Origin of the sequence: Micromonospora ureilytica, assembly GCF_015751765.1 — a bacterium.
In the GTDB taxonomy this organism is placed as follows: domain Bacteria; phylum Actinomycetota; class Actinomycetes; order Mycobacteriales; family Micromonosporaceae; genus Micromonospora; species Micromonospora ureilytica.
The window spans coordinates 2,398,383-2,423,822 of sequence record NZ_JADOTX010000001.1; the positions used below are offsets into that span (position 1 = coordinate 2,398,383).

Sequence of the window (25,440 nt, forward strand, 5' to 3'; positions counted from 1 at the left end):
CGGAAGGAGCACAGTGAACCGCCCCCTCCGCACCACGCTCGTCGGCGCGCTGACCACCGCCATGCTGGCCACCGTCGCCGTCGCGCCGGCACAGGCGCAGGCGCACCCCGCCGGGCAGCCGCCGGCCGTTCTCGACCTCCCCGACGGGTTCCAGCCCGAGGGCATCGCCACCGCCGGCCGGTACGCCTACTTCGGCTCCCGTGCGACAGGCGCCATCCAACGCGTCGACCTGGTCAGCGGCCGTGGCACGACGATCGGCGCGGCCACCGGCACCCCGTCGCTCGGTCTCAAGGTCGACCACCGTGGCCGGCTCTTCGTCTCCGGCGGCACGGCCGGCGACGCACGCGTGCTCGACACCCGCACCGGAGAGGTGCTGGCCCGCTACCAGTTCGCCACCGCCCCGACGTTCGTCAACGACGTCGTCCTGACCCGTGACGCCGCGTACTTCACCGACTCGAACCGGCCGGTGCTCTACCGGCTGCCACTCGGTCGCGGTGGGGCGCTGCCGCCCGCCGACGCCTTCACCACGATCACGCTCAGCGGCGCGTACGAGCAGGTCGGCACCGGCGTGAACCTCAACGGCATCGCCACCACACCCGACGGCCGGGCGCTGATCGTCGTCCAGTCCACCACCGGCACGCTGTACCGGGTCGACCCGGCGACCGGCCTGAGCACCGTCGTGGACGTGCCGGGCCACACCTTCACCAACGGCGACGGACTGCTCCTGCTCGGACGCACCCTCTACATCGTGCAGAACCGCCTCAACCAGATCGCTGTGGTCCGACTGAACCACGCCGGCACCGCGGGGACGCTCACCAGGACCATCACCGACCCGAACTTCGACGTGCCCACCACGGTCGCCACGGCGTTGGGCCGGCTCTACCTGCCCAACGCCCGGTTCACCACGCCGCCCACCCCCACCACGCCGTACACGGCTGTCGCGGTCCGCGCCCACTGAGGGACCCGAGGGGGTACGCGCCGCGCCTGTGCCCCCTCGGCCCGCCGCTCTGGATCGCGACAGCCGATCGGCCGCCAGTAGGATCACTGGCACCTCGGCGACGCCTGTCGCCTCGTGCACCCCCGGAGTCCGTGTGGCCGCCCGTTCGTACCGGTTTCTGCGCCGAACCGTGGTCGTGGGCTGCCTCGTCGCCGCCGCCGCGCTGCCAGCCGCACGCCCAGCCGCACCGCCGGCCGCACCGCCGGCCGCACCCAGCGACCCCGCGGTCGCCCCGCAGCCCACGGTCCTGCGGATGCTCCAGATGAACCTCTGCAACAGTGGCCGCGCCGGCTGCTACACCGGCCGGGCGATGGCCAGGGCCGCCGAGGTGATCACCGCCCAGGCACCCGATGTGGTCACTCTCAACGAGATCTGCGCGGGCAACCTGACCGCCCTGCGGCGCGTCTTCCAGGCCGTCCACCCCGGCCGGACCGTCGTGGGCGCGTTCCAGGCCGCCGGCGACCGCCCGAGCGGGGACGACACGCGCTGCAGCAACGGCCAACGGTTCGGCATCGGGTTGCTGACCCATGTGCAGACGCCGAGCCCCCCTGCCAGGGTGTACGCCGGAACCCACCCGACGCAGGACCTCGCGGACCCCGAGGAACGAGCCTGGCTCTGCGTCGACGTCGACGGCGCCCTGCTCGCCTGCACCACGCACCTGTCGGCCACCGGCGGCTACCGCGTCGCGCTCGCCCAGTGCGACCACCTGCTCGGCACCATCCTGCCGACGATCAGCCGCGACGCCGGGTACGAGCCCACCGTGCTGGGCGGCGACCTCAACCTGCTCGCCGGCCACGACCCCGACGTGCGGTCCTGCACACCGCGGGGCCATCAGCGGGTCGACGACGGCGGACTGCAACACATCATGGCGACCCCCGACATCAAGCTCTGCTGTCGCAGAACGGTGCCCATGAACGGGGCGACCGACCACCCCGGGCTGTTGGTCACCCTCACCATCGACGGCAGCCGACCGGGCCGGCGGCCGGCCTGATCCGCCACCGCGCCGTGCGCGGAGGGGGCGGGCCGGCCGCACGCCATCAGCGCGGCGGCGTGTCCCGGCGAGACGGGAACGGCGTACCCGGCTGACCGAGGGTGGAGCGGGCGCGCAACCCGACCGGGTCGGGAGCAGCGGTCGGCGTCGCGGGCGCCGGTTCCGAGAGCCGCCGCCCGTCCAGGTACGCGGTGGCGGCCCGGTCGTCGTCGGTCGGGGCGGCGAGCAGCGCGTAGAGCAGACCGACCACCCCGAATACCACCGCCAGCACGATCGGCACCAGCAGGGTGCTCACCCCGGCGCCCGTCACCTCACCCGTCCGCTCGTGGCGGTGCACCGACAGGGCGCTCATGCCGGTGAAGTGCATCCCGTTGACCGCGACCCCCATGACCAGCGCGGAGGCGAAGATCGCCAAGCCCCGCCGGACAGTCATCGCGAGCCACAGTGCGACGGTGGACGCCACCACGGCGATGACCACCGAGAGCACGACCCGGACCGTGTCGTAGTCGAGGCTGCCGTTGAGGCGCATGGCGGCCATTCCGGTGTAGTGCATGGAGGCCACGCCGGCACCGGTGAAGACACCGCCGGCGATCAGTCGTACCGGATTCAGCCGGCCGGTGCCCACGATGGCCAGGCCGATACCGACCGCCACCACGGCGATGGCCGTGCTGGCCGCGGTCAACGGCACGTCGTAGCGGATCCGGGTGTTCTCGACGGCGAAGCCGAGCATGGCCATGAAGTGCATCGCCCAGATGGCGGTGCCGCCCAGCGCCCAGGCCGACAGCAGGCCCCACCACGCCCGCTGACCGTTCGTCCGAGCCGTGCGGATGCGCCCCGCGCAGACCAGACCGAGAATCGAACCGAGCACGGACAGCGCATAGCTCAGCGCGGGTGTGATCCACCCGTACTCAAAGTGATTGATCTCCGCCACGGCGGCTTTCTCCCCATTCGTTACCGACGCGTCAACAAGACGCCTCGGCAATGATCAGGGGTGCCGTGATCAGGCGCAACAGTGCCCCCCGAGCCATCCGAGGGGTGCTATTGCGGTAACCGTCCGCTGCGTCGATTTCACCGACGATAATGACTGAGCGTAATTGTCAGGCCGACGTGTGGTATGCGAGAACGCCCCGATTGACGGCCGCTATAGCCTGTCGAGCCGTCGATCGCAGCTCCGTTGTGGCACCACCCGAGTCGGCAATCTGACCGAGCAGGTCGACGACCTGTCGGGCCCACCGGACGAAGTCACCGGCGGGCATCTCACCATCGATCTCGTGCCCGCTGCCGAGCACCTTGGCCAACGCCTCGCCCCGCGCCCACCGGTAGACGGGCCAGGCGAAACCGAGATCCGGCTCCCGGGTCGCGGTCAGCCCCCGCGCCGCCTCGTCGGCCTCGATCTCCCCCCACAGCTTCAGCGTCTCGTCCACCGCGTCGGCCACCGGGCCACGCGGCAGCGACGCCCGCTCGTCGACATCACGGCGCGCCTCGAACACCACCACGGACACCGCGGCGGCCAACTCGGCCGGGGACAGCCCGTTCCACACCCCCCGGCGCAGGCACTCCGCGACCAGCAGGTCCGCCTCGGTCCAGATCCGGCCCAGCATCCGACCGGCGTCGGTGACCGCGCCGTCGCGGGCGAGGTAACCCCTATCGGTCAGCAACGCCACGATCCGGTCGAACGTCCGGGCGAGGGACCCCGTACGACCACTGACGCGCTCGCGCAGCTCCTCGGTGTCGCGCTCCAGCCGCCGACGTCGCTCCGCCCAGCGGGCGTGCTCCTCCCGCTCGGGGCAGGCGTGGCAGGGGTGGTGGCGCAGCTCGGTGCGCAGCTGGGTGATCTGGTGGTCCTCGCCGGTCACCTGCCGGGAACGGCCCCCGCGCCGGCCGCCGTGCCGGTCCAGGCCGGTGCCGCTGACCTCGGCGGCGAGATCCCGCCGGGCGGCCGGGGACCGGTGGTTGAAGTGCTTGGGCACCCGGACCCGGGCCAGCACCTCGGCCGGAGTGGTGAAGTCGCCGGGGCTGACCCGCCCCGCCCAACGGTCCTGGGTGAGCACCAGCGGCCGAGGCTCACCGAACCCGCCGGTCGCCGGGTCCAACACCACGGCCAGGCCGGCCCGCCGACCCGACGGCACCCGGATCACGTCGCCGACCCGCAGCCGCTCCAACGAGGCCACCGCGGCGGCCTTGCGCTGGGTCTGCCCCTGCCGGGCGATCGCCTTCTCCCGGTCGGCGATCGCCACCCGCAGCGCGAAGTACTCGTCGAAGTCGCCGTGGTGGCAGGCGGCCTCCACGCCGTACGCCTCGATGGTCTCGGTGTTGCGCTGCACCTGCCGGGCCAGACCGACCACCGACCGGTCCGCCTGGAACTGGGCGAACGAGGACTCCAGCAGGGCCCGGGCCGGCTCCGCGCCGACCGTGCCGACCAGGTTCACTGCCATGTTGTACGACGGCCGGAAGCTGGAGCGCAGCGGGTAGGTGCGGGTGGACGCGAGCCCGGCCACCTGCCGTGGGTCGGTCTCCGGGGACCACACCACGACGGCGTGCCCCTCCACGTCGATGCCACGGCGGCCGGCGCGCCCGGTGAGCTGCGTGTACTCCCCCGGGGTCAGGTCGACGTGCGCCTCGCCGTTGTACTTGACCAGCCGTTCCAGCACCACGCAGCGGGCCGGCATGTTGATGCCCAACGCCAGCGTCTCGGTGGCGAAGACGGCCTTGACCAGGCCCCGGACGAACAGCTCCTCGACGATCTCCTTGAACACCGGCAGCATGCCGGCGTGGTGGGCGGCCAGGCCGCGTTCCAGGCCGTCCAGCCACTCCCAGTAGCCCAGGACCGACAGGTCCTCGCCGGGAATGGCGGTGACCCGGGACTCGACGACCCGGCGGATCTCGGCCCGCTCCTCCGCCGAGGTGAGCCGCAGCCCGGCGGCGAGACACTGCTGCACCGCGGCGGCGCAACCGGCCCGGCTGAAGATGAACAGGATCGCCGGCAGCAGACCCTCCCGGTCCAGCCGGTCGACGATGTCCGGGCGCAACGGGCCACGCCAGCGCGGGCCACGCCGGCCGGCGCCGGGCCCCGCGCTGCGGCCCTCGCCCAACTCCAGCCGCCGCGCGGTCTCCCGGGTGTAGCGCAGCAACTCCGGGTGCACATCGTGCTTGCGGGCGGCGTCGGCGTCGTGGAACAGGTCGAACATCCGCTTGTTCACCAGCATGTGCTGCCACAACGGCACCGGCCGGTGCTCGCTGACCACCACTGCGGTCTCGCCGCGCACGGTGACCAGCCAGTCGGCGAACTCCTCGGCGTTGGAGACTGTCGCCGACAACGAGATCAGGGTGACCGAGGCGGGCAGGTGAATGATCACCTCTTCCCACACCCCACCGCGGAACCGGTCGGCCAGGTAGTGCACCTCGTCCATCACCACGTACGCGAGGCCCTGGAGGGTGCTGGAGCCCGCGTAGAGCATGTTGCGCAGCACCTCGGTGGTCATCACCACCACCGGCGCGTCGCCGTTGATCGCGTTGTCGCCGGTCAGCAGGCCGACCTGCTCGGCGCCGTACCGGGCAACGAGGTCGTGGTACTTCTGGTTGGACAACGCCTTGATCGGCGTGGTGTAGAAGCACTTGCGCCGGGCCGGCGGGTTCGTCGCGTCGGCGGCGGGCACCGGATCGTTGGGCCGCCCGCGCAACGCCAGGTGGACGGCGAACTCCCCGACCACCGTCTTACCGGCGCCGGTCGGCGCGCAGACCAGCACACCGCTGCCCCGCTCCAGCGACTGACACGCCTCCCGCTGGAAGTCGTCGAGGTCGAACCCCAGCTCAAGGGCGAACTCGTCCAGCGCCGGAAACTGTGCTGCTTGTGCGGCCTTGCGGCGCGCCGCTGCGTACCGCTCGGCGGGGCTCGACATGGCACCAAGATTAGTGCGTGCCGAGTCGCGCCACCCCACAAGGCCGTCCGGAGGCGCGGTCGGGGGCGGTCGGTAGGGTGCACGGCGTGCCGGACCATGCCGAACCGCCCCAGACCAGTCCGCCGGGCACCGCCGAGGCGCCCGCCGCCCGCCGGGCGTCCCGACGCCCTGTCAAGGCGGTGCTCTTCGACTTCCACGGCACCCTGGCCCAGGTGGAGGATTCCCAACGGTGGGTGCTGGAGGCCGCGGCGGCGTGCGGCGTCACCCTGGACCGGGTCCGCGCCACCTCGCTGGCCGACCGACTGCTGACCGCCGGCCGCGCCGGCGGGCCACTGCCGGCGCGGGTGCCACCCCGACTGGCCGAACTGTGGGCCGACCGGGACCTCTACCAACACGCCCACCGGGGCGCGTACACCGGGCTGGCCGAGACCGTCGACGCCGGTATCGACGGCTTCGCCGACGCGCTCTACGAGCGCCTGCTGACCGCCGAGGGCTGGCTACCGTACGCCGACGCCGCCCCCACGCTGACCGCTCTGCGCGACGCCGGGGTGCCGGTGGCGGTGGTCAGCAACATCGGCTTCGACCTGCGGCCACACTTCGACGCCTGGGGGCTGACCGACCTGGTCGGCGCCTTCGTGCTCTCGTACGAGGTGGGGCGCTGCAAACCCGACCCGGCGATCTTCTGGCGTGCCTGCGGGATGCTGGGCGTCGACCCGGAACAGACCCTGATGGTCGGCGACACCCCGGCGGACGCGGGCGCGGTTGCCGCCGGCTGCTCGGCGCTGGTGCTCCCGGCCGCCGAGCCGGGCCGGGAGAACGGGCTGGGCGCGGTGCTCGACCTCGCCCTGCCGGCCTGAACCCGCCGCGCTGTGCCGTCAGCCGGGAATGTGAATCACCGGTAGCTCGTCGCCGTACCGGGCCTCCCCGGTGAGGATCGAGGCGTCGTGTTCGAGGACGGCCATCGCCGTGGTGGCCAGGTCAGCACGTCCCGTCACCGTCCGCCAGAAGCTGAGTTCGTGCCAGGAGTGACCCTCGGTCGAGAGCACCGCACAGGCGTCCAGGTCCAGCAGCCGGTGCAGAGTCGCTCGTTCCTTCGGGTCGTTGACGATCGCCAGGGCCTCCGCCGCGGTCACGGCGGTGACGCCGAACCTGTTGCGGTCCTGGATGACCTCGTGCAGCGGCTCCCCGACATGCACCGACCCCGCCAGGTACGCCAGCAGTGCCGACCGGTCCAGCACGAGCCGCACCGGTCGGTCGTCCTCGGGGCTCACGCGGCCGGTTGTTCGGGCGTTCCGGCGGCGGCGTCCAGCGCGTGCTGGCGGACCCGCTCGCGAAGGGCGCTACGGCGCTCCGGCGACCAGTCGGCCTCCACGGCGGCCCGGCGGGCGCGTGCCTCGGCCACGCCCTGCTCGGTGATCGGGATGCCCTGGTGAGCCAGCTCCGCGTCCAGGGCGTCCAGCCGCATCCGGTCACGGACGGCCTGGGTGATGTAGGCGCTGGCGTTGGACTCCCGCTCCAGGCGCTCAGCCACGTCAGGTGGCACGGAGATCGATAGTTTCCGCATCGCGCTCGTCATACCAGGAACCGTACGCCGGTAGCACCGCGGGTGGCGAACATCTACGGCCGTGTTGGCTGTGCGGTCTCGCGGCGCACGGCCACAGCGGTCGGAACCTCGCGGCGCCACCCCGGATACCCCGGTGCCGAGCGGCGAGACACCGCCGCTCGGCACCGGGGCCAGGGCTATCAGCCGGTTCGAGCGGCAGCGAAGCCGACCCGGGCCACGAACCGAGCGGGAAGACGCGCCTTTCGGCAGGTGGACGCCGCCGCGAGGTGGCCGGACCTGAGCGCCTACCGTCGTGGCCGTGACCGAGATCCTGCTGCCCACGACGGCACCGTCCGACACGCCACCGGCTCGGCGGGGTGGCGTCGCCTCCGTGGGACTGGTGCTCGGCGGGGCCCTGTCGGTGCAGTTCGGCTCCGCCGTGGCCGCGTTGCTCTTCCCGCGTACCGGGGTGGCCGGAGCGGTGACCCTGCGGCTGACCATCTCGGCGGTGCTGCTGCTGGCCGTGTGCCGGCCCCGACTGCGCGGACACGACCGGTCGGCCTGGCTCGCGGCCGGCGGGTTCGGGCTGGCGCTGGCCGGCATGAACTCGCTGTTCTACCAGGCCATCGAACGCATCCCGCTGGGCCCGGCGGTGACACTTGAGGTGCTCGGCCCCCTCGCCCTGTCGGTGTTCTCCGCCCGACGACTGGCCAGCTGGGGCTGGGCGGGGCTGGCACTGGCCGGGGTGGCGCTGCTCGGGCAGGGCGGCTTCGACCGGCTGAACCCCGTCGGGGTGGCCTTCGCGTTCGGCGCGGGCGCCATGTGGGCCGCGTACATCGTGCTGAGCGCCCGGGTCGGCGGCCGCTTTCCCGGCGCGGACGGGCTGGCCCTGGCGCTGACCCTCGCCGCGCTCGTCACACTGCCGCTGGGCATCATCGACGGCGGCGCGGTGCTGCTCGACCCGCCGGTGCTGGCGCTCGGCGCCGCCCTCGCGGTGCTCGCCTCCGGGCTGCCCTACACCCTGGAGCTGCTGGCGCTACGGCGGATGCCCACCGCCACGTTCGCGGTGCTGATGAGCCTCGGCCCGGCCGTCGCCACGCTCGCCGGCTGGCTGGTGCTGCGGCAGGAGCTGACAGTGCTGGAGTGCGCCGCCATCGTGCTGGTCATCGCGGCGAGCATCGGCGCGGTACGTGTCAACGCAGCAACCGCAGGGCGCCCGGAACTGCGCTGATCGTCACCGGCAACTCCAGGGAGCGTTCCCCGTCGGCGTACGAGGTGATGCCCTCGGCGGCCAACTCCACAGTGCGGGCCCGGAAGCTGTACACCATCGGGTGCCTGACATGGGTGCCCTCGTAGATACGCGGCTTCACCCGGACCAGGGTCCGCCGATCGACCGGACCCGCCACCACCACGTCGAGCAGCCCGTCGGTCGGATCCGCGTCGGGGCAGATCCGCATTCCACCGCCGTACGTGGGACAGTTGCCCACCGCCACGAGCACAGCGTCCATGTCCTGCGGCACCCCGTCGAGGCGCAGCGTGTAGCGGCGTGGGCGCATCCGGGCCAGCTCGACCAGGATCGCCAGTTCGTACCGGCTCGGGCCGCGTGGCCAGCGCATCCGGTTGGCCCGCTCGTTGACGATCGCGTCGAACCCGGCCGCGAGGACCGCCCCGTACCAGCGCTCGGCCCCGTCGACCCCGACCATCCGGGCCAGGTCGACCTGTCGACTGCGGCCGTCGCGCACCGCCTCGGCGATCACCGCCGCCGCCGCGAGGGGGTCGGCCGGGAAGCCGACGTCCAGGGCGAAGTCGTTGCCGGTGCCGGCCGGGATCGGGCCGAACGGCACGTCGGTGCCGGCGACCGCCTGCAACGCCCGATGCACGGTGCCGTCCCCACCGACCGCCACCAAGGCGCCGGCACCGTCGGCTACGGCGGCCCGGCACACCGCCTCCGCCTCGGCGGGGCTGGACACCGGCAGCAGCCGGACCGGCCGTCCACCGGCGGCCAAGCGCTCCAGCAGTTGGGGCAGCAGAGCGCGGTGCCGTCCGCGACCAGCGGTCGGGTTGGCGAGCACGGCGACCGGGCCGGGCAGGTGATCGTCTGCGGTCACGGGCAGCACCGTACCGGTCGGACACCTGTTGTTCACCATGGGCAGATGCCGTCACCACCGGTTCCGCTACCGGCGCTAAATGTGACGCAACGACGCCGCCCCCGGAGCGGGGACGGCGTCGGTGGACCGGGCGGCGCGGGGCCGTCAGGTCATGTCGTCGTAGCGGCGTTCGATCGGTGCCGGTGGGGCGATCGGATCGGGTACGCCGACCGGCGCCGTCGAGTCGACCCGCTGCCCGGCCACGACCGGGTCCGCGTCGAACTCCAGCGGCGACACCTCGTCGTCGTCGATGCCGGCGTAGATCTCCTTGCCCCGCCCACGCCGCCGGTCGTTCAGGAACGCGATGCCCACCGCACCGAAGTAGAGCGCGGAGAGACAGATCGCCAGGGCCGTCATCCCGAACGGGTCCGGGGTGGGGGTGACCACGGCGGAGAACGCGAAGAACACGAAGATCGCCACCCGCCACCAGCTGAGCAGCCGCTTCGCGCTGGCGATGCCCACGAAGTTGAGCATCAGCACGACAAGCGGGAACTCGAACGCCACACCGAACAACAGGATCAGGTTGGTGACGAAGGAGATGTACTTGGTGATCTCCAGTGTCGTGCTGATCTCGCTGTCCGAGATGCTGAGCAGGAACTCCAGGCCCTTGGCCGTAACGAAGTACGCCAGCACCGCACCGGCCGCGAACAGCGGCGCGGCAAGGGCGGTGAAGAAGTACGCGTAGCGCCGCTCGTGCCGGTGCAGGCCGGGCGCGATGAACGCCCAGAGCTGGTAGAGCCACACCGGTGCGGCCGCGATCAACCCGACCCAGAGCGCGACCTTCAGCTGGAGCAGGAACAGGTCTGCCGGCCCGAGCTGCACGAACTCACACTTGCCGTCGACATATCTGGCCTGCGGCAGGTCGCAGTAGGGCTGCTGGAGCAGGTGCAGCACCGGACCCGCCAGCCAGACACCGAGGCCGAACCCGATGAGGATGGCCACGGACGCGCGGAAGAGACGATTGCGCAGCTCACGGACGTGCTCGATGAGCGTCATCGAACCGTCGGCGGCCCGCTCGAAGCTGCTCGGGCCGCGTTTACGCAGTGCGAAGGCCACGGTGGTGGGGCCCTTCGGTCAGTTGTCGCGGACGCGGTGCACCGGGTCGACGACCGGCTGCTGCGGCGGCGTCTGCTGGTACGGCGCCTGCTGCGGCTGACCGGCGTACGGCGCCTGCTGCCCGGTGTGCGGCGGCAGCGGCTGGTAGCCGGCCTGCGCGTCGGCCTTCTCGGCGAGGTCGCGGTCGCGGTCGTCGTCCTGCAGGCTCTTGGTCTCGGCCTTGATGATCCGCAGCGACCGACCCAGCGAACGGGCCGCGTCGGGGAGCCGCTTCGCACCGAAGAGCAGGATCAGCACAACCACGAGAACAGCGATGTGCCACGGCTTGAGGGCACCCATGAGAAGCTCCAGTCGCTCTGTGTCCGGGGGGTGGTACGCAGCCCATCGTACGTGCGGATCGGCTGCCCGCCACCCGCTGGGTGGTGGTGGTCTGGCCGGAAGGGTGAAGTCTTGACCAACCCGCGATGATCCGTCAACCACCGCCGGGTGCGTGCTCGATCAGCCGCGCTTGGCCTTGATCACCGCGAGCCGCCGGGATGTGGTGTCGAGCCGATGTTGGACTTCCTCGGCACGCTGTTGCAGCGCCTCGGCGGTCTCCCGCAGCGCCTCGGCCTCGGCGGCCCGCCGTTGCAACGCCACGGCGGCCCGGCGCAGTCGGGGCAGCCGGGCCAGCACCGGGCGCACGGCCAGCGCGAGCGCCACGAGGGGTAGCAGCACCACCGCGAGCACGATCCAGATCAGCACGGCGGTCAGCCTACTGGGTGCGGCCGGCCACCGCCGGGTCACCCGACGGCGTGCGCTCCGGGTCGACCTCGGGCCGTCGCGGCACGGCCGCGGGCGTGGGCACGGCGTACGCGTCCAGCGCGGCGGCCGCCGTCGCCCGCACCTGATCGGCCAACTCGACCGGGGCGACCACCGTCACCTCCGGGCCGAGGCCCAGCACGAACCGGCGGGCCCAGCCCAGGTCGGTCACCCGCAGGGAGACCAGCCACTGGTCGCCGTCGCCGGCCTCCACCCGCTCACACGGGTAGTACTCGGTGATCCACCGCTCGCCCCGGCCGATCCGCAGGGTGATCAACGGCAGGTCGGCCGTGGGGCGGAACACGCCCTCGGTGAGGTCGTGCGGAACGGCCTGCGGCGGCACCGTGGCCGGCTCGTCCAACTCGGTGATCGCGTCGATCCGGTCGGCGCGGAACAACCGGACGGCCTCCGCGCGTCGACACCACGCCTCCACGTACGCCCGGCCGCCGACCATGAGCATCCGCAACGGGTCGATGACACGCTCGGTGGTCTCGTCCCGGGCGGCTGTGTAGTAGGTGATCCGCAGGGCCTTCCCGCCCTCCACAGCGGTGCGCAGCGCCTCGACCCGAGGGGTGTCCCCGGGCAACCGGACCGCCACCGGGGCGCCCACCAGGTCGCCCGCGGCCTCGATCTTGGCGAGGGCTCGTTCGACGGCCTCCCGGTTGGCCACTCCGGGCGTCTCGGCCAGCATCCGCAGCGCCACCACGAGCGCGAGGGCCTCGTCGGGAGTCAGCCGCAACGGCCGGTCGATGCCGGCGTCGTAGGTGATGGTCACCCGGTCACCGTCGAACGCCATGTCGATCAGGTCACCGGGGCCGTACCCTGGCAGCCCGCACACCCAGAGCAACTCCAGGTCCTCGCGGAGCTGACGCTCGGTGACGCCCAGGTCACCGGCCGCCTCGGCGATCTCGATGCCGGGCCGGGCCAGCAGGTAGGGCACCAGGTTGAGCAGTCGGGCCAGCCGGTCGGCGGACGCGCGTGAACCGTTACGGGCGGCCGGGCGGGTCACCGGGCACCCCCGCTGACGGCCAGCTCGTCGTGGCGCACGGCGATCTCCTTGAGTCGTTGGATGACCGCCTCGCGGACCTCCGGTGGGTCGAGGACCCGCACGTCCGGGCCGTAGCCGACGAGATGACCGGCCAGCCCGTCCGGGTCCGCGTACGGCAGGACCAACCGGTCGCCGTCCGGGCCTGCGGTCACCTCCACCGCCCAGCGGCGCAGCCCGGCGGCCCGCCCCGGCGCGGCCAGCACGGTGGCCCGACCGGTGCGCTCCACCGGACCCGACCAGCGGGCCACGTGGCTGATCAGGTCGACGTTGGGCGGTGGCTCGTACGCGCCGGGGGCGCCGGTCACCCGGACCGCGCCGACGACCCGGGACAGCCGGAAGCAGCGGGTCGCCTCCCGGTCCTGGTCGTGGCCGACCACATACCACCGGCCGCGCCAGCAGACCACGCCCCACGGCTGCAGGCGCCGCCGGCTGGGCGCGTCGCGGTCGGGCACCCGGTAGTCGAACCCCACCTCGCGGCGGTCCCGGGCGGCGGCGGTCAGCGGCGCGAACGCCGGATCGACAGTGACCATCGGCTCCAGGCCGAGGGTCGCCTGCGGGTCCACGTCCACCCCGGCGGCACGGAGCTTGGCCAGCCCGGACGACGCGGCGGCGGCCAACCCGGCGTGCTGCCACAGCCGTGCGGCGATGCCGACCGCGGCGGCCTCGTCCGGTTCGAGCAGGATGTCGGGCAGCGCGTATTCGCGGTGGGCGATCCGGTAGCCGGGCTCGGCGTCGAAGGCGCTCGCCGTGCCGGTCTCCAGTGGCACGCCCAGCTCACGCAGCTCGGCCTTGTCCCGTTCGAACTTGCGCTGGAACGCCTCGTGGTCGCGCGCGTCGTCCGGATCGTGCTCGTAACCGGGCACGGTCGCGGCGATCTGCGCGGCGGTCAGGAACCGTCGCGTGGACAGCAGGCAGATCACCAGGTTGACCAGGCGTTCGGTGCGGGTCCGCGACACGCGGTAGACGCTAGCAGCCGACACGCCCGCACCGTGCACCCACGCGGGCGTGCCGCACACTTGTTCGGATCGGGCCTCCTCCGGCGCGTCGCCGTCTCCGGTCATAGGGTGAGGCTCATGTCGCAAGCGGACGCCAGGCCCGAGAGCGAGAGCGTCGGCACCGTCGTCGTCGCCGGCGCCGCCAACCTCGCCATCGCGGTCGCCAAGCTGATCGCCGGGCTGATCTCCGGATCCGCCGCGATGCTCTCCGAGGCGGCCCACTCGATCGCCGACACCACCACCGAGGTGCTGCTCTTCCAGGCGTTGCGCCGCGGCGCCCGGCCGGCCGACCAGCGACACCCCTTCGGGTACGGCAAGGAGAGCTACGTCTGGGCGTTCTTCGCGGCCATGTTCACGTTCGTCGCCGGCGCCGGTTTCGCCGTCACCCACGGCGTCACCACGATCCTGGTGCACGAGCACAGCGGCGACTACCTCATCTCGTACATCGTGCTCGGGGTGTCGTTCGTCATCGAGTCGATCTCACTGGCCCGGGCCGTGCGGCAGGTCCGCCGCGAGTCGCGACGCTGGCAGACCACTCCTCGGCGGTTCCTGCGACTGACCGCCGACACCACGGTCAAGGCGGTCTTCCTGGAGGACAGCGCGGCCCTGATCGGTCTGGTGCTGGCCGGGCTCGGCGTCGGCCTGTCGCACGCCACCGGCGACGAGGTGTGGGACGGCGTCGCGTCGATCCTGATCGGGCTCCTGCTGCTGACCGTCGCCGGAGTCCTCGCCGGCAACAACCTGTCGCTGCTGGTCGGCCGGGCCGTCCCGGAGCGGCTGCGCCGCGAGATCGAGCAGGAGCTGGCCGGGCTGCCGGAGGTGGAGCGCATCGACACCCTGTTGACCATGCAGCTCGGCCCGCAGGACATCCTGGTCGCCGCGAAGGTCGACTTCCGCGACGAGGCCACCGGCGCGCAGATCGAGGCCACCGCCGACGACGCCGAACGGCGGCTCACCGAGCGCTACCCGGAGATCCGGTTCGTCTTCCTCGACCCCACCCGCTCGCTGCCGGGCGCCACCGGCACCGCCCGGGACACCCAGGCCGGGCCGAGCCCGGACGCCGGCGGCCCCGAGCCGACCTGAACCACACCCGGGCGCGGGCCGCCGGGCCCGCGCGGCTAGCGTGCCCGTCATGGTGCGATGGCGTACGGGGACGGTGGCGACGCTGCGACGGCAGTGGACCGGGGCGGTGGAGTTGGACGTCGACCTGCCCGACGGCACGCGGATGCGGGCGCTGGCCTACCCGGAACTGGTCGGCACGCCCGAGCCCGGCGACCGGGTGCTGCTCAACGCCGGCGCGCTGCTGATGGGGTTGGGCACCGGCGGGTACGCCCTGGTGGTCGCCCTGCCGGACCGGCTGCCGCCGGACCCGCCGGACGTCGCCGACACCCGCGACGCCGGGCACCTGGTCAAGGCCCGCTACACGCCGCTGCAGCCGATCCTCCTCGGCGTCGACGAGGAGGCGTCCCCGCACCGCGACGTGCTGGCCGACGCGGACGACCTGGGCGGCCTGCCGGTGGTCACCGCCGACCTGCACTCGGCGCTCCCGGCGATCCTGGCCGGAATCCGGGCCGACGCCCCGCGGGCGCGGGTGGCGTACCTGCTCACCGACGGTGGGGCGCTGCCCGCCTGGTTCTCCCGCACCCTCGCCGGGCTGCGGAGCGAGTTGGCCGGCACGATCACCGTCGGGCAGGCGTTCGGTGGCGACCTGGAGGCCACCACAGTGCACGGCGGTCTGCTCGCCGCCCGGTACGTGCTCCACGCGGACGTGGCGATCGTCGCCCAGGGACCCGGCAACCTGGGCACCGGCACCCGTTGGGGCTTCTCCGGCGTCGCCGTCGGCGAGGCGGTCAACGCGGTAGCCACGCTGGGCGGTCGACCGGTCGGCTCGTTGCGCATCTCCGACGCCGACGCCCGCCCCCGACACCGGGGCGTGTCACACCACAGCCTCACCGCGTACGGCCGGGTGGCGCTCGCCCCGGCGGAGCTGGTGGTGCCCGACGACCTCGACCCGGCCCTCGCGGCCGAGGTGGACGCGGCGCTGGCCCCCCTGGCGGCCCGACACCGGATCGTCCGGGTGCCCACCGACGGTCTCGACGCCGCGCTCCGCGCCAGCGCCGTACCGCTGTCCACCATGGGCCGTGGCCTCGACGCCGACCACGCGTACTTCCTGGCGGCAGCCGCCGCCGGCCGCCACGCGGCAACCCTGCTCCCCTAACGCCCGCCCCACTCCCGGAACCCGCGCCCGGCCCGGCCCCGGCCCGGCCCCGGCCCGGCCCCGGCCCGGTCCGCCCCGGCCCCGCCCCGTTGATCATGAGGTTATTGCGCGCCGCCTCGGCGTGTCGCCGCAATAACCTCATGATCAACGCGCGGAAGGCGCGGGCGCGCGGGCGCGCGGGCAGGGCGGGGTGCGGGGTGGGGGTGGGGGTGGGCAGCCGGGGTTAGGCCAGGAAGATCAGGGCTAGCCAGCCGCCCACGATGAGCGCCAGGGCCAGGGCCAGCACCCAGGTGGGCACCGTGTATTCACCGCGCCGGTTACGGTCGACCTCGGCGCGGATCTTCTCCCGCCGGCGCTCGATCCAGTTCTGCCGCTCGGTGCCGCGCTCGGGGCGGTCGGAAGGTCCAGAAGTCGTCATGGCGCGCTCAGCTTAACCGCTCAGCGCAGCGGGCCGACCGGCCCCGTCGGCGCAGAGCACCGCCGGGGCCGGCAACCCGTCACATGCTGGCGATCAGCCGCTCCACCCGCTCGTCGTACGCACGGAACGGGTCCTTGCAGAGCACTGTGCGCTGCGCCTGGTCGTTGAGCTTCAGGTGCACCCAGTCGACGGTGAAGTCCCGGCGCTTCTCCTGGGCGTGCCGGATGAACTCGCCCCGCAGCCGGGCCCGGGTGGTCTGCGGCGGCGTTTCCTTGGCCTCGAAGATCTCCGGGTCGGTGGCCACCCGGTCGACCTCACCGCGGCGCTCCAGGAGCCCGTAGAGGCCCCGGCCACGGCGCACGTCGTGGTAGGCCAGATCCATCTGCGCCACCCGGGGGTGCGACAGCGGCAGGTCGTGCTTGCGCTGGTAGCGCTCGATCAGCCGCAGCTTGCTGACCCAGTCGATCTCCCGGGAGACCGGCTCCAGGTCACCGGACTCCACAGCGTTGAGCACCCGGCCCCACAGTTCGACGACCCGCTTGGCGGCCTGGTCGCCACCGCGCCGCTCGACGAACTCGGTGGCCTTGGACAGGTACTCCTGCTGGATGTCCAGGGCGCTGACCTCCTTGCCGTTGGCCAGCCGCACCTTGCGCCGGCCGGTGATGTCGTGCGACACCTCCCGGATGGCCCGGATCGGGTTCTCCAGGGACAGGTCGCGCATCACCACCCCGGCCTCGATCATCCGCAGCACGATGTCGGCGGTGCCGACCTTGAGCAGCGTCGTGACCTCGTTCATGTTGGAGTCACCCACGATCACGTGCAGCCGCCGGTAGCGCTCGGCGTCGGCGTGCGGCTCGTCGCGGGTGTTGATGATCGGGCGGCTGCGGGTGGTCGCCGAGGAGACGCCCTCCCAGATGTGCTCGGCCCGCTGCGAAAGGCAGTAGACCGCGCCGCGTGGGGTTTGCAGAACCTTGCCGGCCCCGCAGATCAACTGCCGGGTGACCAGGAACGGGATGAGCACGTCGGCGAGCCGGCCGAACTCACCGTGCCGGGAGACCAGGTAGTTCTCGTGGCACCCGTACGAGTTGCCGGCCGAGTCGGTGTTGTTCTTGAACAGGTAGATCTCACCCGCGATGCCCTCGTCGTGCAGTCGCTTCTCCGCGTCGACGAGCAGGCCCTCCAGGATCCGCTCGCCGGCCCGGTCGTGGGCGACGAGATCGGTCACCGAGTCGCACTCCGGTGTTGCGTACTCCGGATGCGACCCGACGTCCAGGTAGAGCCGGGCCCCATTGCGCAGGAAGACATTGCTCGACCGACCCCAGGACACGACGCGACGGAACAGATACCGCGCGACCTCGTCCGGGGACAGCCGCCGCTGCCCGCGATAGGTGCAGGTGACGCCGTACTCGGTCTCGAGGCCGAAGATTCGCCGCTCCATGGTGTGACATTAGCCGCCCGGAGGCCCGGTTCGTCACTGTCGGACCACAGGTCGTGCCCCGAGCGCGGTCACATACCGGTTGAGTGCGACATTCCGTCCGCGCCGAGGCTCGCCACGAACCGCCGGCAGCTGTCGTACTCCGGGAGCAGCCCCCGCTCGCGGGCCTGCGCCAGAGTCGGCGCCGCGTCGTCGCGCGCGGACAGCAGCGGAACCTCGGCGGGCCACTCGATGCCCAACTCCTCGTCCAGCGGGTGCACCGCGTGCTCGCCGGTCGGGTTGTAGGTGGCCGAGCAGAGATAGTTCAACGTCGCGTCGTCGGTCAACGCGCAGAACCCGTGCCCCAGCCCCTCGCTGAGGTAGACGGCGCGCCGGTCGGTGTCGTCCAGCCGCACGCCCTCCCAACGGCCGAAGGTCGGCGAACCCACCCGCAGGTCGACGATCACGTCGAGGACCGCTCCCCGCACGCAGGTGACGTACTTGGCCTGCCCGGGCGGCACGTCGGCGAAGTGCACGCCGCGCACCACGCCGCGCGCGGAGACCGACAGGTTGGCCTGGGCCAGCCGCAGCGGATGCCCCACCGACTCGGCGAGCTTGTCGAAGCGGTACCACTCCATGAACATGCCGCGCGGGTCACCGTGCTGCTGGGGGGTGATCTCCCAGGCGCCCTCGATGCCCAGCTCCCGGACCTTCACCAGGAACCCCCGTCGCCGCCGGCCTGCTCGCTCAGCAGACGCAGCAGGTAGTCGCCGTAACCGCTCTTGGTCAGCGGCTCGGCGAGCGCGCGCAGCTGCGCGTCGTCGATCAGGCCAGCCCGCCAGGCGACCTCCTCGACACAACCGATCTTGAGACCCTGCCGCTCCTCGACCACCCGGACGAACTCGGCGGCCTGCATCATCGAGGTGAACGTGCCGGTGTCCAGCCAGGCGGTGCCCCGATCCAGCACGGTCACCGACAGCTCCCCGGTCTCCCGGTACACCTCGTTGACCCCCGTGATCTCCAGCTCGCCGCGGGCGCTCGGGGTGAGCTTGCGGGCGATGTCCACGACCCGGTTGTCGTAGAAGTAAAGGCCGGGCACCGCGTAGCGGGACTTCGGCCGGGCCGGCTTCTCCTCGATCGAGAGCACCCGACCATCGGCGTCGAAGTCGACCACGCCGTAGTCCTGCGGGTTGGCCACCTGGTAGGCGAAGACCCGCCCACCGACCGGGTCACCGTGGTCGGCGAGCTGCCGACCCAGACCCACGCCGTGGAAGATGTTGTCGCCGAGGACCAACGCCACCGACTCGGTGCCGATGAAGTCCGCGCCGAGGATGAACGCCTGCGCGATGCCCTCCGGGCGCTCCTGGCTGACGTACTCCAGCCGCAGCCCGAACTGGCTGCCGTCGCCGAGCAACCGACGGAACTGGTCCTGGTCGTCCGGAGTCGTGATCACCAGGATCTCCCGCACCCCGGACATCACGAGGGTGGAGAGCGGATAGTAGATCATCGGCTTGTCGAAGATCGGCATCAGCTGCTTCGAGACCGCCCGGGTGATCGGCCAGAGCCGGGACCCGGTGCCGCCGGCAAGTAGGATTCCGCGCACCGGGGAAGCCTAGCCGCACCCGGACAGGTTCTGTGGGGGTCGCATGGCAGGCGCCGCGCCGCCCGTCGCGTATACTTCCGGACCCGTGAGGATCCTCGTCACCGGCGGAGCCGGATTCATCGGGTCGGAGTACGTCCGCCTGCTGCTGGGCAAGCCCCTCGGCAGTGCCGACGGCGTGCCGCCGCTCGAGCCGGCCGTCGTGACCGTGCTGGACAAGCTGACCTACTCGGGCAACCTGGCCAACCTCGAGCCCGTCCGCGACGACCCGCGACTGCGGTTCGTGCAGGGCGACATCTGCGACCCGGTCGTGGTCGACCAGGTCGTGGCCGAGCACGACGTGATCGTGCACTTCGCCGCCGAGTCACACGTCGACCGTTCGATCGCCGGCGCCGCGCCGTTCGTCACCACAAACGTGCTGGGCACCCAGACGCTGCTCGACGCGGCGCTGCGCCACGGCACCGGCCGGTTCGTACACGTCTCCACCGACGAGGTCTACGGCTCGATCGACGAGGGCTCCTGGACCGAGACCTGGCCCCTCGCCCCCAACTCGCCGTACTCGGCGTCCAAGGCCGGCTCCGACCTGCTCGCGCTGTCGTACCACCGCACCCACGGCATGGACGTGGTCGTCACCCGCTGCTCCAACAACTACGGCCCGTACCAGTTCCCCGAGAAGGTCATCCCGCTGTTCGTCACCAACCTCCTCGACGGTGGCACCGTGCCCCTCTACGGCGACGGCGGCAACATCCGCGACTGGCTGCACGTGCACGACCACTGCCGCGGCATCGCCCTCGTCCAGCAGAAGGGCCGCGCCGGCGAGGTCTACAACATCGGTGGCGGCACCGAGTTGACCAACAAGGAACTCACCGGTCTGCTCCTGGACGCCTGCGGCGCCGGGTGGGACCGGGTCGTCCCGGTCACCGACCGCAAGGGCCACGACCGGCGGTACTCCCTCGACATCACCAAGATCAGCGAAGAGCTCGGCTACCACCCCAGCATCACCCTGGACCAGGGCCTCGCCGACACCGTCCGCTGGTACCGGGACAACCGCAGCTGGTGGGAACCCCTCAAGTCCGCGCCGACCGCATGACCCGACTCCTCGTCACCGGCGCGGGCGGGATGCTCGGCCGGGACCTGGTCACCGTGCTGAGGACACGGCCCGACCTCAAGGTGACCGCCGCCACCCGCGCCGACCTGGACGTCACCGACCGCGCGGCGGTGAGCGCCGCCGTCGCCGGGCACGACCTGGTGATCAACGCGGCCGCGTGGACCAACGTCGACGCCGCCGAGGCCGACGAGGCCGCGGCGACCGCCGTCAACGGCGACGCCGTGGCCAACCTTGCCGCGGCGTGCGCCACCGACGGAACCCGGCTGATCCAGGTCTCCACCGACTACGTCCTCGCCGGCAACGCGGACACCCCCTACCCGGAGGACGCGCCCACCGCGCCGGTCAACGCCTACGGCCGCGGCAAGCTGGTCGGCGAGCAGGCCGTCGCGCGGCTGCTACCCGACACCGGGTACGTCGTACGCACCGCCTGGCTGTACGGCGCCCATGGCCCGAACTTCGTGGCCACCATGCTCCGACTGGCCGACCAGCGCGAACACCTCGACGTGGTCGACGACCAGCACGGCCAGCCCACCTGGTCCCACGCGCTCGCCGAACGACTCGTCGCGCTCGCCGACGCGGCGCTGGCCGGTCACGCCGCGCCCGGCGTCTACCACGGCACCTGCGCCGGGCAGACGACCTGGTACGGGCTGGCCCGCGCCGCGTTCACGCTGGCCGGACTGGACCCCGAGCGGATCCGACCCACCACCAGCGACCGGTATCCGCGTCCCGCCCCCCGGCCTGCGTACAGTGTGCTAGGGCACAGCCGCTGGGCAGCCGTGGGTCTGCCCCCGCTTCCGGACTGGCACAGCGCCCTGGTTGACGCGTTCCACTCCCCCGCTCCACCCGCCCCGTGGAAGGTCGCATGAAGCTCACCCTCGTCACCGGCCTGACCGGCCTGCTGCTCCTCGGCACCATCGTCGAGCTGTTGCGCCGCCGTCAGCTGCGCGAGAAGTACGGCATGCTCTGGCTCGCCGTGCTGATCATCGTGATTCCGCTGTCCCTGTTCCCCCGGCTGCTCGACAACGTCGCCGAACTCCTCGGTGTCGCCTCCGGTGTCAGCCTGGTGCTCTTCCTCGGCATCGTCTTCCTGCTGCTGGTGTGCGTGCACCTCAGCTGGGAGGTCAGCGCCCTCGAAGAAGAGACCCGCACCCTGGCCGAAGACTTCGCCCTGCTCCGCGCGGAGATCAACGCGGACCGGGCGGCCCGTGACGAACTGGTGTCGACCGATGGTTAACGGCAAGCGCACACTGATCATCATTCCGGCCCTCAACGAGTCGGGTTCCATCGCCGACGTCGTCGGCGAGGTCCGCGGCGAGCTGCCCGGCGTCGACGTGCTCGTCGTCGACGACGGCTCCACCGACCGCACCGCCGCCGTCGCCGCCGCCGCCGGCGCGAAGGTCGCCAAACTGCCGTACAACCTCGGCGTCGGTGGGGCCATGCGCCTCGGTTACCGCTACGCCCGCGACCACGACTACGAGGTCGCCATCCAGATCGACGCCGACGGCCAGCACGACCCCCGGTACGTGCCGAAGCTCGTCGACCTCCTCGACGACAACGACCTCGTCATCGGCGCCCGCTTCGCCGGCGAGGGCGACTACATGGTCCGCGGCCCCCGCCGCTGGGCCATGGTGATGCTCTCCGCCGTGCTGTCCCGGGTCGCCCACACCAAGCTCACCGACACCACGTCCGGTTTCCGGGCCGCCAACCGGCGGGTCATCGAAATGTTCGCCACCTGGTACCCGGCCGAGTACCTCGGCGACACGGTGGAGACCCTGGTACACACCGCCCGCCGGGGCTACCGCATCCGGCAGGTGCCGGTCGCCATGCGCAAGCGGATGGCCGGCACACCCAGCCACTCCCCCGCCCGGGCGATGATCTACCTCGGCCGCGCGTTCGCCGTCCTCACGCTGGCGCTCATTCGCCGGTGATCCAACGCCTGCTACGCCTGATCCCGCCCGGCACCATCGCTGTTGGTGCCGGGCTGGGCCTTCTTGGCCTCGCCTCCTACGTCCACCTCGCGGTCGCCGGCCACAGCCTCAGCAAGGCCGACTACTCGTCCCTGTCGGTGCTCTGGTCGATCGTGTTCACCCTCGGCATCGGCGTGTTCATGCCGATCGAGCAGGAGGTCGCCCGGGTCGTCGCCGCCCGGCACAGCCAGGGGCTGCCCCCGGGCCCGGTGCTGGCCCGCGGCGTCACCGTCGCCGCCGTGCTGCTCGCCGTGCTGGTGTTGGCAGTCACCATCGGTCGTCAGCCGCTCGCCGACAAGCTCTTCGCCGGTGACGGCAACCTGGTCACCGTGCTGATCGGCGCACTCGCCGCGATGGCCGTCGCCTACGCCACCCGCGGTGTCCTCTCCGGCCTGCAACTGTTCCCCTGGTACGGCACCCAACTCGGGATCGACGGCGGCCTGCGCATCATCATGGTGGCCCTCCTCGGGCTGGCCGGAGTGACCTCCCCCGTCTGGTACGGGCTGGTGCTCGTCGCCGCCCCACTGGTCAGCGTCCTGCTCACCCTGCCGCCGGTGCTACGCGTCATCGGTGCAGGCCCGCCGGTCGCCTGGGCCACCCTGCTGCGCGGCCTCGGCCTGCTCACCGCCTCCAGCCTGCTCTCCCAGGTCGTGGTGAACATCGGCGTGATCAACGTGCAGCTGCTCGCCCCCGCCGACGCGGCGGCCGCCGGCGCGCTGCTCTCCGCCCTCGTGCTGGTCCGCATCCCCCTGTTCGTCTTCGGCTCCCTCCAGGCGTCACTGCTGCCCGGCCTGGCCACCACCGCCACCACCGGCGACCAGGCCGGCTTCCACAGCCTGCTGCGGCGGGCGCTCGGCATCGTCACCGCGCTCGGCCTCACCGGAGCCCTCGGCGCCGTGCTGCTCGGCCCGTGGCTGGTCGGCACACTCTTCGACGCACCAGGCGTTCTCGGCCACGGCGACTTCGCCTGGTTGGCGGCCGCCACGCTCGCCTACCTGTGGGCGATGGTGCTCGGCCAGGCCCTGCTCGCCCTCGACCGGCACCGCGCCCAGGCCCTCGCCTGGACCGTCGGCGTCGCCGCCCTGATCGCCGTGACGCTGACCCCGGCTCCGGTCACCCTGCGAGTCGAGTTGGCGTACACCATCGGCTCCGTCATCGTCGCCGCCACCATGGCGACACTGCTGCTACGCGGCGGCGTCCACCGACCCACCACCCCCACCCGGCCGATCGCCGAGGCCGTCGCCCCTGCCACATCCGGAGGCCTCCGATGACCCGCCCACAGGTGACCGCCGTCATGCTCGCCTACGGCGCCGAGCCGTACCTGGTCAACGCCGCCCGAGCGGTCCTGGCCAGCACCGACGTCGACATCGAGCTCGTCGTCGTCGACAACGGTTGCACCGGCGACGGCATCGACATCGTCAAGGGCTTCCCCCAGGTCCGGGTGGTCCGCCCCGAACAGAACACCGGCTACTCCGGCGGCTGCCGGATCGGCGCCGCCGAGGCCACCGGAGACTGGCTCGCCTTCGTCAACTCCGACGCCGTCGTCGCCCCCGACGCCATCGCCAAGACGGTGGCGGTCGCCGCCGAACCGGGCGTCGGTGCCGCCATGGCCTCCATCCGGCTCGCCGACACTCCCGAGCTGATCAACACCTCCGGCAACCCACTGCACTTCACCGGGCTGTCCTGGGCCGGCGGCAACGGCGAGCCGGCCACCGCCCACGCCGTACGCAGCAGGGTGCCGTCGCTCAGCGGCTGCTGCTTCGTGATCAGCCGCCAGCGTTGGCAGGAACTCGACGGCTTCGCCGCCGAGTACTTCGCCTACCACGAGGACACCGAGCTGAGCCTGCGGCTCTGGCAACGCGGCCTGCGCCTGGAGTACGTACCCGACGCCGTCGTGCGCCACCACTACGAGTTCTCCCGCAACGACCTCAAGCTCTACCTGGTGGAACGCAACCGGCTGGTCACCCTGCTCACGGCGTACCAGACCCGGACGCTGGTGGTGCTCGCCCCGATGCTGCTGCTCACCGAAGCCGCCATGCTCGCCGCCGCGCTCGCCGGCGGTTGGACCCGGCAGAAGACCCGCGGCTGGGGTTGGCTGTGGCGCAACCGGTCCTGGGTCGGCGCCCGCCGCCGTCAACTCCAGGCCGAACGCACAGTGCCCGACGGGGTGATCGCCGAGCTGATGACCGCCCGGGTCGCCCCCTCGAACGTCGACTCGCCGCCCGGCATGGGCGTGTTCAACGCCGTCGCCGCCGGCTACTGGGCCCTCGCGCGGCCCCTGCTCCAGCGCCGCTGACCCCCCGACAGACAACAGCGGCGGGGCCCGCGCGTGCGGGCCCCGGGCGCTGTCTCGTCACCTGATCAGCTGTCGGGTTGACCCGGCCGGTCCTCCAGGTCAGCGGAACCCGCGGAGCTGGTCGGCTTGCCGGCATCCCCGGTCGGCACGCTCGGCGTGTCCGGCCGGTCGCTGGTCGGCGGCGCCGACTCCCCGTCCAACAGCGCGGTCAGCGCAGCCCCGGTGATCCGCCGGAACGTCCGGCCGACCCGCTGCCGGTCCAGCACCGCCACCTCGAGCTGGTTCGCGGCGATCGTCCGGGCGGCGCCACCCTCACCACCGACAGTGCTCAGTGCCTGCACCGCGACCTGGACCGCCTCCCCGAGCGACATGTCCGGCCGGTGGTTGGACTTCAGCACACCGGTGATGGCCTCAGCCTGACCACCCATCGCCATCCGCCCAGGCTCGTCGTTGACCGAACCGTCGTAGGTGAGCCGGTACAGCTCGTCGTCAGCGGCAGTGGCCCCGACCTCCGCCACACAGATCTCCACCTCGAACGGCTTCGACTGCTCGGTGAAGATCGCGCCAAGGGTCTGCGCGAACGCGTTGGCCAGGGCCCGACCGGTGACGTCCCGTCGGTCGTAGCTGAGCCCGTTCAGGTCGGCCATCCGCACGCCGGCCCGCCGGAGGTTCTCGAACTCGTTGTAACGGCCGACCGCGGCGAAGCCGATCCGGTCGTAGATCTCACTGACCTTGTGCAGGGCGCTGGAGAGGTTCTCCGCGACGAAGAGCACCCCGCCGGAGTAGCTCAGGACCACTGCGCTCCGCCCGCGAGCAATGCCCTTACGGGCCAACTCGGAGCGGTCACGCATGATCTGTTCGGGCGAGGCGTAGAACTGCATGGCCACGGCGGCGGTTCTCCTAACGGCGCTGTGCTGACGACTGCTGGCTGGTGGGGGTGGT

At 72.2% G+C, this 25,440-nt stretch carries 27 protein-coding genes; 12 read left to right on the forward strand and 15 right to left on the reverse strand.

Going from position 1 to position 25,440, the window contains the following annotated elements; translation table 11 throughout:
* The first annotated feature begins 13 nt into the window (after positions 1-13).
* Together IW248_RS10635 and IW248_RS10640 are read left to right on the forward strand one after the other, a co-directional pair.
* Entirely contained in the window at positions 14-958 is a 945-nt protein-coding gene (locus IW248_RS10635; protein ID WP_196926830.1) for an SMP-30/gluconolactonase/LRE family protein, read from the forward strand.
* A gap of 133 nt (positions 959-1,091) precedes the next feature.
* Complete coding sequence (locus IW248_RS10640; RefSeq protein ID WP_307787900.1) at positions 1,092-1,988, forward strand: endonuclease/exonuclease/phosphatase family protein; 897 nt, start codon at positions 1,092-1,094, stop codon at positions 1,986-1,988.
* A gap of 46 nt (positions 1,989-2,034) precedes the next feature.
* Here the strand turns inward: IW248_RS10640 and IW248_RS10645 are convergent, their stop codons facing one another.
* Complete coding sequence (locus tag IW248_RS10645; protein ID WP_196926831.1) at positions 2,035-2,919, reverse strand: MHYT domain-containing protein; 885 nt, start codon at positions 2,917-2,919, stop codon at positions 2,035-2,037.
* 166 nt (positions 2,920-3,085) lie between these two features.
* A complete protein-coding gene (locus IW248_RS10650) occupies positions 3,086-5,887 on the reverse strand; it encodes a DEAD/DEAH box helicase (RefSeq protein WP_196926832.1) in 2,802 nt (933 codons plus the stop codon).
* An 86-nt stretch (positions 5,888-5,973) separates the two neighbouring features.
* Between IW248_RS10650 and IW248_RS10655 the strand changes: the two genes are divergently transcribed.
* Positions 5,974-6,744, forward strand: a complete 771-nt coding sequence (locus IW248_RS10655; RefSeq protein ID WP_124821657.1) for an HAD family hydrolase — start codon at positions 5,974-5,976, stop codon at positions 6,742-6,744.
* An 18-nt stretch (positions 6,745-6,762) separates the two neighbouring features.
* Here the strand turns inward: IW248_RS10655 and IW248_RS10660 are convergent, their stop codons facing one another.
* Positions 6,763-7,158 carry a hypothetical protein gene (locus tag IW248_RS10660; RefSeq protein WP_196926833.1) on the reverse strand — a complete coding sequence of 132 codons (396 nt, stop codon included), beginning with the start codon at positions 7,156-7,158 and terminating at the stop codon, positions 6,763-6,765.
* Positions 7,155-7,451 carry a hypothetical protein gene (locus tag IW248_RS10665; protein WP_231396265.1) on the reverse strand — a complete coding sequence of 99 codons (297 nt, stop codon included), beginning with the start codon at positions 7,449-7,451 and terminating at the stop codon, positions 7,155-7,157. Before IW248_RS10665 ends, IW248_RS10660 begins: the two co-directional genes overlap by 4 nt.
* 292 nt (positions 7,452-7,743) lie before the next feature.
* Between IW248_RS10665 and IW248_RS10670 the strand changes: the two genes are divergently transcribed.
* The gene (locus tag IW248_RS10670) at positions 7,744-8,661 is read left to right on the forward strand and encodes an EamA family transporter (RefSeq protein WP_196926835.1); all 918 of its coding nucleotides are present in this window, start codon (positions 7,744-7,746) and stop codon (positions 8,659-8,661) included.
* Here the strand turns inward: IW248_RS10670 and IW248_RS10675 are convergent.
* From IW248_RS10675 to IW248_RS10700, 6 genes are all read right to left on the reverse strand, one after another.
* Positions 8,624-9,547 carry a diacylglycerol kinase gene (locus tag IW248_RS10675; RefSeq protein WP_307788369.1) on the reverse strand — a complete coding sequence of 308 codons (924 nt, stop codon included), beginning with the start codon at positions 9,545-9,547 and terminating at the stop codon, positions 8,624-8,626. The two genes, IW248_RS10670 and IW248_RS10675, sit on opposite strands and share 38 nt — an antisense overlap.
* Positions 9,548-9,682: 135 nt before the next feature.
* Positions 9,683-10,633, reverse strand: coding sequence for a twin-arginine translocase subunit TatC (gene tatC / locus IW248_RS10680; protein WP_196926837.1), 951 nt, complete (start codon positions 10,631-10,633; stop codon positions 9,683-9,685).
* A gap of 18 nt (positions 10,634-10,651) precedes the next feature.
* Positions 10,652-10,972, reverse strand: a complete 321-nt coding sequence (gene tatA / locus IW248_RS10685; protein WP_124821653.1) for a Sec-independent protein translocase subunit TatA — start codon at positions 10,970-10,972, stop codon at positions 10,652-10,654.
* A 159-nt stretch (positions 10,973-11,131) separates the two neighbouring features.
* The gene (locus tag IW248_RS10690; RefSeq protein ID WP_196926838.1) at positions 11,132-11,377 is read right to left on the reverse strand and encodes a hypothetical protein; all 246 of its coding nucleotides are present in this window, start codon (positions 11,375-11,377) and stop codon (positions 11,132-11,134) included.
* 10 nt (positions 11,378-11,387) lie between these two features.
* Positions 11,388-12,443 (reverse strand): helix-turn-helix transcriptional regulator, encoded by a 1,056-nt coding sequence (locus IW248_RS10695; RefSeq protein WP_196926839.1) that lies wholly within the window; start codon positions 12,441-12,443, stop codon positions 11,388-11,390.
* A complete protein-coding gene (locus tag IW248_RS10700) occupies positions 12,440-13,438 on the reverse strand; it encodes a helix-turn-helix transcriptional regulator (protein WP_124821650.1) in 999 nt (332 codons plus the stop codon). Before IW248_RS10700 ends, IW248_RS10695 begins: the two co-directional genes overlap by 4 nt.
* A 117-nt stretch (positions 13,439-13,555) precedes the next feature.
* Between IW248_RS10700 and IW248_RS10705 the strand changes: the two genes are divergently transcribed.
* Both IW248_RS10705 and IW248_RS10710 read left to right on the forward strand, forming a co-directional pair.
* A complete protein-coding gene (locus IW248_RS10705; RefSeq protein ID WP_196926840.1) occupies positions 13,556-14,560 on the forward strand; it encodes a cation diffusion facilitator family transporter in 1,005 nt (334 codons plus the stop codon).
* 49 nt (positions 14,561-14,609) lie between these two features.
* Entirely contained in the window at positions 14,610-15,695 is a 1,086-nt protein-coding gene (locus IW248_RS10710; RefSeq protein ID WP_196926841.1) for a DUF3866 family protein, read from the forward strand.
* 223 nt (positions 15,696-15,918) lie between these two features.
* Here IW248_RS10710 and IW248_RS10715 read toward each other — a convergent pair whose 3' ends face one another.
* The 4 genes from IW248_RS10715 to rfbA all read right to left on the reverse strand — a co-directional run bounded on the left by IW248_RS10715 (position 15,919) and on the right by rfbA (position 19,130).
* Positions 15,919-16,113 (reverse strand): hypothetical protein, encoded by a 195-nt coding sequence (locus tag IW248_RS10715; RefSeq protein ID WP_196926842.1) that lies wholly within the window; start codon positions 16,111-16,113, stop codon positions 15,919-15,921.
* Positions 16,114-16,192: 79 nt separating this feature from the next.
* Positions 16,193-17,551, reverse strand: a complete 1,359-nt coding sequence (gene pafA / locus IW248_RS10720) for a Pup--protein ligase (RefSeq protein WP_124816920.1) — start codon at positions 17,549-17,551, stop codon at positions 16,193-16,195.
* A gap of 68 nt (positions 17,552-17,619) precedes the next feature.
* Entirely contained in the window at positions 17,620-18,243 is a 624-nt protein-coding gene (gene rfbC, locus IW248_RS10725; RefSeq protein WP_196926843.1) for a dTDP-4-dehydrorhamnose 3,5-epimerase, read from the reverse strand.
* Positions 18,240-19,130 carry a glucose-1-phosphate thymidylyltransferase RfbA gene (gene rfbA / locus IW248_RS10730; protein ID WP_124816924.1) on the reverse strand — a complete coding sequence of 297 codons (891 nt, stop codon included), beginning with the start codon at positions 19,128-19,130 and terminating at the stop codon, positions 18,240-18,242. Before rfbA ends, rfbC begins: the two co-directional genes overlap by 4 nt.
* Positions 19,131-19,215: 85 nt before the next feature.
* Between rfbA and rfbB the strand changes: the two genes are divergently transcribed.
* Genes rfbB through IW248_RS10760 form a run of 6 tightly spaced genes read left to right on the forward strand, consistent with a single transcriptional unit; the run spans position 19,216 to position 24,498 of the window.
* A complete protein-coding gene (gene rfbB / locus IW248_RS10735; protein ID WP_196926844.1) occupies positions 19,216-20,217 on the forward strand; it encodes a dTDP-glucose 4,6-dehydratase in 1,002 nt (333 codons plus the stop codon).
* Positions 20,214-21,101, forward strand: a complete 888-nt coding sequence (gene rfbD / locus IW248_RS10740) for a dTDP-4-dehydrorhamnose reductase (RefSeq protein ID WP_196926845.1) — start codon at positions 20,214-20,216, stop codon at positions 21,099-21,101. Before rfbB ends, rfbD begins: the two co-directional genes overlap by 4 nt.
* On the forward strand, positions 21,098-21,469 hold the full coding sequence (locus IW248_RS10745) for a DUF2304 domain-containing protein (RefSeq protein WP_124816929.1): 372 nt from the start codon (positions 21,098-21,100) through the stop codon (positions 21,467-21,469). Before rfbD ends, IW248_RS10745 begins: the two co-directional genes overlap by 4 nt.
* Positions 21,462-22,163 (forward strand): glycosyltransferase family 2 protein, encoded by a 702-nt coding sequence (locus IW248_RS10750; RefSeq protein WP_124816931.1) that lies wholly within the window; start codon positions 21,462-21,464, stop codon positions 22,161-22,163. Before IW248_RS10745 ends, IW248_RS10750 begins: the two co-directional genes overlap by 8 nt.
* Positions 22,160-23,473 (forward strand): lipopolysaccharide biosynthesis protein, encoded by a 1,314-nt coding sequence (locus IW248_RS10755; RefSeq protein WP_307787901.1) that lies wholly within the window; start codon positions 22,160-22,162, stop codon positions 23,471-23,473. Before IW248_RS10750 ends, IW248_RS10755 begins: the two co-directional genes overlap by 4 nt.
* Positions 23,470-24,498, forward strand: a complete 1,029-nt coding sequence (locus IW248_RS10760; protein ID WP_196926846.1) for a glycosyltransferase family 2 protein — start codon at positions 23,470-23,472, stop codon at positions 24,496-24,498. Before IW248_RS10755 ends, IW248_RS10760 begins: the two co-directional genes overlap by 4 nt.
* A 65-nt stretch (positions 24,499-24,563) precedes the next feature.
* On the opposite strand, the gene prcA is transcribed toward IW248_RS10760, so the two are convergent.
* Positions 24,564-25,385 carry a proteasome subunit alpha gene (prcA, locus tag IW248_RS10765; RefSeq protein ID WP_124816937.1) on the reverse strand — a complete coding sequence of 274 codons (822 nt, stop codon included), beginning with the start codon at positions 25,383-25,385 and terminating at the stop codon, positions 24,564-24,566.
* Between the last annotated feature and the right edge of the window lie 55 nt (positions 25,386-25,440).

What these genes read in the sequence shown, in the direction of transcription:
- IW248_RS10665 (WP_231396265.1), bottom strand. Translation starts at nt 7,451, where the DNA reads ATGCGGAAACTATCGATCTCCGTGCCACCTGACGTGGCTGAGCGCCTG.
- tatA (WP_124821653.1), bottom strand. Translation starts at nt 10,972, where the DNA reads ATGGGTGCCCTCAAGCCGTGGCACATCGCTGTTCTCGTGGTTGTGCTG.
- IW248_RS10745 (WP_124816929.1), top strand. Translation starts at nt 21,098, where the DNA reads ATGAAGCTCACCCTCGTCACCGGCCTGACCGGCCTGCTGCTCCTCGGC.
- IW248_RS10750 (WP_124816931.1), top strand. Translation starts at nt 21,462, where the DNA reads ATGGTTAACGGCAAGCGCACACTGATCATCATTCCGGCCCTCAACGAG.
- IW248_RS10705 (WP_196926840.1), top strand. Translation starts at nt 13,556, where the DNA reads ATGTCGCAAGCGGACGCCAGGCCCGAGAGCGAGAGCGTCGGCACCGTC.
- IW248_RS10760 (WP_196926846.1), top strand. Translation starts at nt 23,470, where the DNA reads ATGACCCGCCCACAGGTGACCGCCGTCATGCTCGCCTACGGCGCCGAG.
- IW248_RS10710 (WP_196926841.1), top strand. Translation starts at nt 14,610, where the DNA reads ATGGTGCGATGGCGTACGGGGACGGTGGCGACGCTGCGACGGCAGTGG.
- IW248_RS10650 (WP_196926832.1), bottom strand. Translation starts at nt 5,887, where the DNA reads ATGTCGAGCCCCGCCGAGCGGTACGCAGCGGCGCGCCGCAAGGCCGCA.
- rfbD (WP_196926845.1), top strand. Translation starts at nt 20,214, where the DNA reads ATGACCCGACTCCTCGTCACCGGCGCGGGCGGGATGCTCGGCCGGGAC.
- pafA (WP_124816920.1), bottom strand. Translation starts at nt 17,551, where the DNA reads ATGGAGCGGCGAATCTTCGGCCTCGAGACCGAGTACGGCGTCACCTGC.
- IW248_RS10715 (WP_196926842.1), bottom strand. Translation starts at nt 16,113, where the DNA reads ATGACGACTTCTGGACCTTCCGACCGCCCCGAGCGCGGCACCGAGCGG.